12 protein-coding genes are annotated in these 9307 nt (G+C 60.1%); 4 read left to right on the top strand and 8 right to left on the bottom strand.

Annotated features, from left to right (window positions below):
• Positions 1-330, top strand: a 330-nt coding sequence (locus ACEK02_RS15625; protein WP_371422534.1) for a hypothetical protein, incomplete at its 5' end; no start/stop codon positions are given.
• Between the two features lie 10 nt (positions 331-340).
• Here ACEK02_RS15625 and ACEK02_RS15620 read toward each other — a convergent pair.
• The 3 genes from ACEK02_RS15620 to ACEK02_RS15610 are packed head-to-tail and all read right to left on the bottom strand — an operon-like array spanning position 341 to position 1610.
• The gene (locus tag ACEK02_RS15620) at positions 341-889 is read right to left on the bottom strand and encodes an RNA polymerase sigma factor (RefSeq protein WP_371422533.1); all 549 of its coding nucleotides are present in this window, start codon (positions 887-889) and stop codon (positions 341-343) included.
• A gap of 14 nt (positions 890-903) precedes the next feature.
• Positions 904-1320, bottom strand: coding sequence for a periplasmic heavy metal sensor (locus ACEK02_RS15615; protein WP_371422532.1), 417 nt, complete (start codon positions 1318-1320; stop codon positions 904-906).
• A 20-nt stretch (positions 1321-1340) separates the two neighbouring features.
• Positions 1341-1610, bottom strand: a complete 270-nt coding sequence (locus ACEK02_RS15610) for a hypothetical protein (protein WP_371422531.1) — start codon at positions 1608-1610, stop codon at positions 1341-1343.
• 154 nt (positions 1611-1764) lie between these two features.
• On the opposite strand from ACEK02_RS15610, the gene copC reads away from it, so the two are divergent.
• The 3 genes from copC to ACEK02_RS15595 are packed head-to-tail and all read left to right on the top strand — an operon-like array spanning position 1765 to position 3338.
• The gene (copC, locus tag ACEK02_RS15605; protein WP_371422530.1) at positions 1765-2133 is read left to right on the top strand and encodes a copper homeostasis periplasmic binding protein CopC; all 369 of its coding nucleotides are present in this window, start codon (positions 1765-1767) and stop codon (positions 2131-2133) included.
• A 3-nt stretch (positions 2134-2136) separates the two neighbouring features.
• Positions 2137-3063 (top strand): copper homeostasis membrane protein CopD, encoded by a 927-nt coding sequence (gene copD, locus ACEK02_RS15600; RefSeq protein ID WP_371422529.1) that lies wholly within the window; start codon positions 2137-2139, stop codon positions 3061-3063.
• A 5-nt stretch (positions 3064-3068) separates the two neighbouring features.
• Positions 3069-3338 (top strand): flagellar biosynthetic protein FliQ, encoded by a 270-nt coding sequence (locus ACEK02_RS15595; RefSeq protein WP_371422528.1) that lies wholly within the window; start codon positions 3069-3071, stop codon positions 3336-3338.
• A 136-nt stretch (positions 3339-3474) separates the two neighbouring features.
• On the opposite strand, the gene ACEK02_RS15590 is transcribed toward ACEK02_RS15595, so the two are convergent.
• The 5 genes from ACEK02_RS15590 to ACEK02_RS15570 form a co-directional block, all read right to left on the bottom strand.
• Positions 3475-3948, bottom strand: coding sequence for a nuclear transport factor 2 family protein (locus ACEK02_RS15590; RefSeq protein WP_371422527.1), 474 nt, complete (start codon positions 3946-3948; stop codon positions 3475-3477).
• 383 nt (positions 3949-4331) lie between these two features.
• Positions 4332-4517 (bottom strand): hypothetical protein, encoded by a 186-nt coding sequence (locus tag ACEK02_RS15585; protein WP_371422526.1) that lies wholly within the window; start codon positions 4515-4517, stop codon positions 4332-4334.
• A gap of 1050 nt (positions 4518-5567) precedes the next feature.
• Entirely contained in the window at positions 5568-5798 is a 231-nt protein-coding gene (locus ACEK02_RS15580; protein ID WP_371422525.1) for a PDZ domain-containing protein, read from the bottom strand.
• Positions 5799-6558: 760 nt separating this feature from the next.
• Positions 6559-7014 (bottom strand): Cu(I)-responsive transcriptional regulator, encoded by a 456-nt coding sequence (gene cueR, locus ACEK02_RS15575; RefSeq protein WP_371422524.1) that lies wholly within the window; start codon positions 7012-7014, stop codon positions 6559-6561.
• Positions 7015-7028: 14 nt separating this feature from the next.
• Positions 7029-9307, bottom strand: a 2279-nt coding sequence (locus ACEK02_RS15570; RefSeq protein ID WP_371422523.1) for a heavy metal translocating P-type ATPase, incomplete at its 5' end; no start/stop codon positions are given.

Here is a 9307-nt window from a genome sequence, read left to right as displayed (position 1 = left end):
CCGCCAGCGCCAAACCACCTCCAGCCATCATGCCCCCGCGAAGAAGCTCTCGTCGGTTATATGGATTTTGCATTTTCCCTCTTAGCTCGACCGGAAGTGGCTTCTCTTCAAAGATACGCGGCTGATGAGCGCATCCCTCATGAAAAGATTCCAGGCTCGGTGAAATTCTTGGCACGCCGGTTATTGTGGTTGATCGGCTCCGGCGGAGGGATTGCGACCTGTCCAAGAGCGCTTCAACGACAATATCGCCCCCGGGCAGGGGGAGGCGTGCGCGGGGACGAAATTACGGACACCACCATTCGCCGCGACATCGAACGAACGAGGACCTGAAGATCGATTTCTAGGCGTTCAGCTGCTCGATCAAGCGTGCTCTTGCTCGATACAGGCGGGTCTCAACCGCCTTTTCGCTGATCCCAAGGATTTTCGCCGTCTCAGCCTGACTCAAGCCTTGGAGCGTCCGAAGGACGAGTGGCTCCTTCAGCGCTACTGGAAGGGCCGAGATCAAGAGCTTTACGCGATCGAGCTCCTCGCGACTGGCAACTGCCTCCTCGATACCCACCTGATCGTCAGCAATTGCTTCAGCCTCTTCGGTAATCGGATCGGTGATCCACAAAAGACGGCGAACCTTTCGTTTGCGAGCCAGGTCCCGACACTTGTTGAGTGCGATGGTCGAAAGCCAGATCCGCATCGCGCGCGCGTCATCATATTTGGAGAGAGCCTGATGTGCGGAGATGAACGTTTCCTGCGTAATATCCAGGGCATCATCGGCGTTGCCAATAAAGGCTCTGGCAAGACGAAAAATCGCCGTTTCGTATCGCCGAACGATTTCAGCGAACGCTTGCGATCGACCGGCTTGGCTGAGAACGGCGAGTTCGCCGTCGGACATCATGGTCCAGTCCACGCTCACCGCGCATCTTCGGTAAGCGCCTTCACCACCGCCTGATCGAACTGAGCCGCTTGGTTCGGCTTCAAAAGCTCCCGCATGGCGAAAATATGCGAGAGCGTGACTTTTTGGAGTTCGCCCATCGCCGCATGGCTCCGGTCGACGGCTTCCGCCACCCGCGGCCCATTACCATGCTCTGCTTCGATCGCCTCGGCCAGGCGGACATTGTCCGCTCGCAGCTCGAGTTCGAGTGCGCGCCGGCGAACGGCATAGCGTTGTTCGAGCGCTTCCAGGCGGGCCTTTTGAGCATTATCAAGGTCCAGCTTGTTGTGCAGCACGTCGTGCAGTTCCGCGCCTGGTCGCGGGACCGGCGGCAGCAGTTCGCGGCCCACAAAGACACCGCCGATCGCCGCGGCAAAAGCGGTGACGATCGTCACCGCGGTTCGCCAACCCGGTTTCATGGAACGCCGGCCAGCAATGTTGACGGGGCGAGCGGCGAACTCGGCCCTAAGGGGATCAGCGGCGATGCATCTGTAGCGGAGGCTGGAACGCCTCCCGCGACACCGATCAGCAGCGCGGCGGTGATCGTAGCAATGCTTACTCCGAGACCTGCCTGCCGTGCCGTTCTGGACGAAATCGTCGCCAACACGCGGTGTTCCATCGACGCAAGGCCCGGGTGCACCGGCGCTCGCGCAAGCTGCCCTAGCAGCGCGTCAAGATTGTCCATGTCCATCACTCCAACGCTCTTATCACAGATTACGCGGCGATCATCGTGACCCCTCACGAAACGGGACATGCACCGCTTTTATTTTTTGCGCGTGAGGGGTCCAGCGCGGGGATGCGTAACTGTAGGTGAGCCCAACAGAATGGAGATAAGCTCAATGCGTCGCTTTGTTGTTACAGCTGCTGCCCTTGCCTTGGCGCTTGCCGGTGGCACCGCCTTTGCCCATCCCAAGCTGGTCTCATCGGACCCGGCGGCCAACGCCTCGGTGGCCTCGCCTGCCAAGATCACGCTCAAGTTCAGCGAGAAGCTGGTGCCGGCCTTCTCCAAGGCGGATATCACCATGGCGGCGATGCCCGGCATGGCAGCCATGAAGATGGCGAGCACTTCGGCTGTTGGACCAGATGGCATGACCTTGGTCATCACGCCGAAATCAGCACTTCCGCGCGGTCAGTATTCGGTCGAATGGAACGTTGTGTCGTCTGACACGCACAAGATCGCGGGCCGCCAGACCTTCACGGTGCGCTGATCCATGCAGGACGGGTCGACCATTATCGTCCGCTACGCGGTGTATCTCGTGCTGGCGGCACTTTTCGGCCTGTCGGCCTTCAGCCTCTATGGGTTGCAGAAGCACGAGCGCGGAAGCGCGCTCGTGCTTAGGCCGTGGCTCAGTGGATTTGCGCTTGCGGGCCTTGTCGTCTCCGCGTTCGCCATGCTGTTGATGGTCTCGGTCATGGCTGGAACGCCGATCTGGCCGGTGGACAGCACTGCGGTCGCTGCACTCGTCGTCGGAGGTCCGATCGGTAGCGCCTGGGTGGTGCGGATGATTGCCTTGGCCGTTGCTGGAGCTGCGGCAATTTTCGCCGGCGAGCGGACAGGATCCTTGCTCGTCGCCATGACGGCATCCGCAGTCGCCATGGGCACCCTTGCCTGGACCGGGCATGGCGCGATGGATGAGGGATCTCTAGGCTGGTTTCATCTCGCTGCGGATATTGTGCACTTGCTTGCCGCGGGCGTCTGGATTGGCGCGTTGTTCGGCTTGCTTTTACTCCTGGCGCGGCCCGCTTCGAGGGTGGACACTGCCCATCTCGAACTTACGCACCGCGCCCTTCACGGGTTCGGGGCCATAGGAACCGTGGTCGTCGCGACAATCGTGGTCACAGGCTTGGTCAATAGCTGGCTACTGGTCGGGCCAAGCAATGTTCCGTCGATGATGGCGGATCTGTACGGACGCCTCCTGGTGATCAAAGTGGCGCTGTTCGTAGGTATGTTGGCGCTGGCAGCGCTCAATCGCTTTCGGCTTACGCCCGCTTTCGAACGGTCGATAGCAACAGCCGACCACAATGGCGCGCTCGGTGCCTTGCGGCGCAGTCTGGGCATTGAGGCGGGCCTCGTCGTCGTGATCATGGGACTGGTTGCTTGGCTGGGTACGCTTGCCCCGCCAGCATCCGGGATGTGAAGCACTTGGACCAGTCTCTCCTTTGGGATGAGGCTGGCCGGATGGTCGCGATCCTAGGTCTTATTCTGGCTGTCCTGCTCTTACCGATTCTGATCGTTTCGCTGATCATCGGGATCATTCAGGCTGCGACCTCGGTCAACGAGCAAACCATCAGTTTGCTGCCGAAATTCATCGTGCTGTTCCTCTGCCTGATACTTTTCGGTGCAGGGATTGCTGAATTGCTCACGAAATTCACCGAGGAGATTTTCGGCGCGATAGCCTCGATTGGTCGCTGAGAAAGACTTCAGGTCGAGCGACATCATCTCGTCGCTCGGGAAAGGCATGATCCAAGCCGCAAGGCCAGTGACGATTGCATTCAAGGCGACCTCGCGGTCGCTTGTTGCTCTCTTCGATCGAACTAAGCTCGTCCAATCAGGTCGTGGCTTTGATACGGCGCCCGGAACTGTGCATGCTGATGATTTTCCAGTCGCCATCAACTTTTTTGAGCGCGCTGGTCGCAACACCCTGCATTTCCACTGGAGTTCCTTTCTTGGGCTCGATCCTGTAATGGTAGGTTTCGCTAGTGAAAGCGACTGAACCCTCAACGCGAACTGATACTGAATAATCAGAAAATTTGAAGGATTTGAATTCGCCCATCTCGGGTTGCAGGTGATGTTCCAGATAGCGGCCATAGCTTCCTTCGGAATGGCCGGACTCAAAGATTTCGGAGTCTGCGGCGAACAGTCGTTCGGTCCCGCGGACATCGAGTGTTTCGATCGCGCCCTGATATTGGGAAAGTACGTTCTTGACCGCGGCAATATCCGATGCCGATCCGACATCCCGCGCCCAAGAAACCGAATTTGCTGACAGCAGCGCTACCGTGAGTAGGCTAAACTTCATGAGCATTGGCATTTCCTCTCAGAACATCCGGCTGACCTGACGGCAGCGACGGCCTGCTCGGTTCTTGTCCGAATTCCAGCGATAACTGACCCCGTTACATAGGCGGATTTGCTCGTCCACTTCTTTTCTCGATATGCCTCCACCTGTCGCGAGGCTGGCGGTGGCATCGTCTGTAGCGATTGGCTCGCTGGCAAAGTCGTAGAGTGAACATTTTTGGTAGGCGCTGGATCAGACTGCGAGGATCGGTTCGATTTTGCAGGATTGCCGGCGGTGACCGGAACAAGAAAAACAACAGATACATAGATTGGGGGGTGTGACGCCAGCATCCTGCCAGGAGCCGACATAGTGTCTGCTGCCGGAGGTCAAAACAGCAGCATGACGCTGCGCGCTTATGAGGGCCATTCATATTCAAAAGGATTCAAGCCCAGAAGGCCTGTCGCGCCGGCATGCGAAGGCGCGGACGGCAAAACAACGCGCTTAGTGGCCTCCATGTCCGCCATGGCTCCCGCCATGACCGCCGCCGCCATGACCAAAGCCGTGACCACCATATCCACCCCAGCCGTGGCCACCGCCATGCACGCCTATGCCGATCGAGCCAAAAAATGGGTAACCGTAGCGACCGTAGTAATCCGAACCGCCATAATAGGGACGAGCGTAGCCCGCACGCGAAACAGCGGCAGCGATCAAGCAGGCGCGGGGCGGCGGTGCTGGCGACGCTCCTGCTTGAGGGGAAAGCGGAGTGTCGCGCGGCACCGCTTGCGATACACCAGCGCGCGGCACCTCGATTGCCGGTTCAGCCGGAAACGCTCCCGGTGTGGAGCATGGTACAACGAAATAGGCATATGATTGACGTGGCGGCGCGTAAGTCGCGCAACCGGTCAGTGTGAACGCCATCGTTGACCCGATCGCAGCCCTTAACAAATGCGCTGACATGTGAGCCTCCGGCTCTCAGTCCATTCTGGACTGCTTCCAATCTGCGCTATTGGGAGGTTTGGTGCAATCAGCGAACGAAAGTTGTAATCGTTGTAATCATGGTGTCATCGTCGCGCCGGATGTCTTGAGGGACCTTCATCGCAGTCCAGAGGCTATACAGAGAACTGAGACCGTAAAGGCGTTCTGATCCGCTTGGGAACGTGGCTAAACTTTGCATTCCCGGTGCGGCTGTCCGGCCCGCTAAATACCGACCGCTGCCGCGGACGCATAGCCTTCGGCGAAGAAGGGTTCAGCGCTGACGGGGGCTATCATGCGAAGTTGACGTGGTCGCTCCTGCGAGCGCAGGAGCGCTGCCTTGCCGCCTGCCGGGAACCAGTTGAGGGGATGCTGTTGTCACGCAGCGACTAGGGATGGCCGGCGGCGATGGCCGGGGAGTTGAACAGCGCTCTCCAGCATGCGTCGTGGATATTCGTCGTTGATCCGACGATCTGGGATCGCAAGCTTTGGAATTTAGCGGGAGCGACAAGGCTACGATTGCATGGAGAATGGAAGCTTCGCATGGCTCGACGGTCCTGTTCTCGGTCCAACTTGAACGCGTGAAGGTGAGAACAGGGGTGTTGCGCGGTGCAGGGAGTAACGTGCTGGTCATCTTGTCGCGTGCAGAACTGGAACAGCGCGGCGCCGCCTGCGTGCTAAGGGAGGCGCATCACAGTCAAAAAGCGTTCCTCGCGCCGCTCGAAGGAGATCGGTACAAAGCCGCCGGGTGGTGTCGATGCAACGGCCTGCACCAGATCTTGGCGGTTTTGGATGCTTCGGCCGGCGAACTCGACCACGACATCGCCAGGCATGAGGCCGGCGAAAGCTGCTGGTGCGCCGTCACGAATCTTGACGATGGGTACACCGTCTGCTGCTTCCCTCGCCAACGGCGACGTGCTGACTATGCCCAACCTGTCGCACGGGTCCGATGGCGGTTTTGTGGGCCGATATGTGTGTGTTAGCGACGGTGCCCAAACGAGAGCAGCGAAGAGGCCAAGAACCGCGATGGCGTATCGAGCGGGTTGTCGTCGCAGCATTCTGCTCTTCGGGGTCAAAAGGGGCATTGTCGCACTCATCTTCCCGTGCGTTTCGACAACAGGCGGCCTGGCACGATCAGGCTGTCGCGGCTTGCTACCGGGCGGTCACTGACCCACGGGGCGATGGTTCGGCGCTATAAAATCGGCTGTAAGTGCGCCTCATACGGTTGCGGTTGGCCACCTGATTGGTGGTGTGCACGACGTCCAGGTCGTGCGCACCTGAATACCGTCGCGATCAGCGCCGGATGAAGCTGTGCTTCGGGATCCTTGCCTCCTTCTTTGAAACGCTGCGGCGCCAAGCGCCTAAAGTTCGGAGCAAGCCTTCGGACGCTGCGCCCCGAGAATAGCCATCAATGTGCCGACATTTCCCGGCAGCCGTCTGACACGAATATTAAATCCAAGTCATGATTTTCAGATCCGAAAGGCTCTTGCACGAGCGATTTGCCGGCTTTGATCCGCAAATTGGGCGTTCAACCGTTGGCCGTCGTCTGCTGGTCTTGAGCATTCACTCTTCGCCACGGGGGCGGCAGTGTTGCTTTACTGGATGGGTAGGACCTGTGAAGCAACCGGGCAGGCAGACATCGGCTCTGCCATCCTCTGACGTCTCGCCTCAGCTTGGTAGATGGTGGAGCCGTGCCTTGCGTCTCGTAACAGGATCGAGGGCTGTCGGTTCCTGTGCGGGTTCTTCCAGATCGGCGAGAATGGGGCAGTCTGGCCGATCATCCCCGGCACAGCAGTCCATAAGCGCTTCGAGTGTTCCTGCCATCTTTTCGAGACTGTCGATCCGACGACGCAGCTCGCCGATATGGGCCTTTGCGATCCGCTTTACGTCGGCGCTTTGGCGGGTCTTGTCCCGCCAAAGGCTTAGCAGATCGTGGATTTCCGCGACCGCGAACCCAAGGTCCCGCGCCCGCCGGATGAAGCGAAGCATATGGACGTCCGCTGCCGAATAGGTGCGATAGCCGGACTCCCGCCGGTCAGCTTTTGGAATTAAACCGCTCTGCTCATAATAGCGGATCATCTTGGCCGAGACGCCCGACGCCTTTGCTGCCTGTCCAATGTTCATCGGCCTCTCCTGTATCAGCGCCGCTCGCCTGAAGCCGAGACCGATGCATCAACCGCACGAAAACCGCGCAGGCGCAGCGCATTGCCCAAGACGAATACGCTCGACATCGCCATAGCACCGGCAGCAAATACCGGCGACAGGAGGATGCCCCACTCAGGGTAGAGGACGCCTGCCGCCACCGGTATCAGCGCGCAATTATAGGCGAAGGCCCAGAACAGGTTCTGGTGGATGTTGCCGATGGTGGCGCGAGAGAGCGCGATAGCGCTCGCCACACCGGTGAGATGGCCCGACATCAGCACAATATCGGCCGCCTCGATCGCGACGTCCGTGCCGGTGCCGACTGCCAGGCCGACATCGGCCTGTGCCAGGGCAGGGGCGTCGTTGATGCCATCGCCAACGAACGCGAGCGTGCCATGCGTGACTTGCAGTCGACGCACAGCCTCTACCTTGCCGCCGGGCAGAACCTCGGCGACCACTTCCTCAACGCCCAGCTGACGCGCAATTGCTTGCGCCGTGACCGCATTGTCGCCGGTGATCATCGCAACCTTGAGGCCCAGGGCATGCAGCGCCGCAATCGCGGCAGGTGTCGTCTCTTTGATGGGATCGGTCACCGCGACGATCGCTGCCAGTTTGCCGTCAATCGCAGCATAAAGGGGCGATTTGCCTTCGTGTCCAAGCCGCTCGACGGTCTCATGGAAAGCGGAAATATCCAGGCCCAAATCGCACATATAGCGGTCGGCGCCGATCTGGACTTGCTTGCCGCCTACCTCTGCTTTCACGCCAAAGCCGGTGAGTGATTCGAAGGCTGCGACCGATGGAAGCTCAATCCCCTCGACCTTCGCCGCCTCGACGATTGCGTGGGCTATCGGATGCTCGGACTTGCTCTCGACAGCCGCGATCGAACCCAGCACCGCAGCACGATGAAACCCGGGCGTGACCTGCAGATCGGTGAGCGCAGGACGGCCCTCGGTCAGCGTGCCGGTCTTGTCGATAGCAACCACCTTCGCGTCCTTTAATAGCTGGAGCGCCTCGCCCTTCCGGAAGAGGACCCCTAGCTCTGCGCCCCGGCCGGTGCCGACCATGATGGCGGTCGGGGTCGCCAAGCCCATGGCGCACGGACAGGCTATGATCAGCACGGCAACGGCGTTTACAAGCGCGAGGGTCAGCGCGGGGGAGGGACCGAAATAGAGCCAGGCAGCGAAGGTGAGGGCAGCCACGCCGATGATGCCAGGCACGAACCACATCGTCACCCTGTCGACCAGCGCCTGGATCGGAAGCTTCGCGCCCTGCGCCTGTTCGACCATGCGAATGATCTGTGCAAGCATCGTTGCGTCGCCGACGGCGTCCGCGCGAAAGGCAATGGCCCCCTGCTGATTGACCGTACCGCCTACCAAGAATGCACCCTCCGATTTGGCAATCGGGATCGGCTCGCCAGTGATCATCGATTCATCGACGAAACTCTGGCCCTCGGTCACTGTACCGTCGACGGGGATCCGCTCGCCCGGGCGCACCTCGATGATATCGCCGGTCCGAACCTGTGCGATGGGGATATCGGTCAGACCGGCGTGACCGCGAACACGCGCGGTGTTCGCCTGCAGCCCCACAAGGCGCTTGATCGCCTCGGAGGTGCGTCCCTTTGCGCGCGCTTCGAGATAGCGCCCGAGAAGGACCAGCGCGACGATGACGGCGGCCGCTTCATAATAGACGTTCACTGCTCCGGACGGGAGGACTTCGGGTGTGAAGGTTGCGGCCAGCGAATAGGCGAATGCGGCGAGCGTGCCAATCGAGACAAGCGAGTTCATGTCCGGCGTCAGACGCAATAGCGCGGGAATGCCCTTGCGATAGAAGCGCAGGCCTGGACCCATGAGGATAAGGGTGGTCAGCGCGAACTGGATATGCCAGCTCGCCTGGATGCCGATACTGTTCGCGAGCGCCAAGTGAATGCCTGGGATCATGTGCGATCCCATCTCGAGCAGAAGTACCGGCAGGGCCAGTATCGTCGCAATGATTAAATCGCGCTGGAGGCCTCGGCGCTCGACATCCTTGCGCCCCATCGCTTCTTCACCTGCTGCCGGATACGCTTCGACCGTCCTGGCAACATAGCCTGCGTCAGAGATGGCTGCGATCAGATCCTGGACGGGCGCCGCCCCGCAGATGCTGGCGCGTTCGGTCGCGAGATTGACGCTTGCTTCGGTGACGCCTGGTACCGTCTTCAGAGTGCGTTCAACGCGACCCACGCATGAGAACACCGGGAATAAAAGGGGCCACGGATCGGCCGGTCTCACCGGAATAA

Source organism: Tardiphaga sp., from assembly GCF_041424195.1.
GTDB lineage: Bacteria > Pseudomonadota > Alphaproteobacteria > Rhizobiales > Xanthobacteraceae > Tardiphaga.
The sequence above is the reverse complement of the archived record's forward strand: the minus strand, read 5'-3'. Positions and strand labels throughout refer to the sequence as shown.

Coding starts and splice junctions, on each gene's coding strand:
- ACEK02_RS15620 (WP_371422533.1), bottom strand. CDS start 889: ATGATGTCCGACGGCGAACTCGCCGTTCTCAGCCAAGCCGGTCGATCG.
- ACEK02_RS15610 (WP_371422531.1), bottom strand. CDS start 1,610: ATGGACAATCTTGACGCGCTGCTAGGGCAGCTTGCGCGAGCGCCGGTG.
- copC (WP_371422530.1), top strand. CDS start 1,765: ATGCGTCGCTTTGTTGTTACAGCTGCTGCCCTTGCCTTGGCGCTTGCC.
- copD (WP_371422529.1), top strand. CDS start 2,137: ATGCAGGACGGGTCGACCATTATCGTCCGCTACGCGGTGTATCTCGTG.
- ACEK02_RS15590 (WP_371422527.1), bottom strand. CDS start 3,948: ATGCTCATGAAGTTTAGCCTACTCACGGTAGCGCTGCTGTCAGCAAAT.
- ACEK02_RS15585 (WP_371422526.1), bottom strand. CDS start 4,517: ATGGCGGTGGCCACGGCTGGGGTGGATATGGTGGTCACGGCTTTGGTC.
- cueR (WP_371422524.1), bottom strand. CDS start 7,014: ATGAACATTGGACAGGCAGCAAAGGCGTCGGGCGTCTCGGCCAAGATG.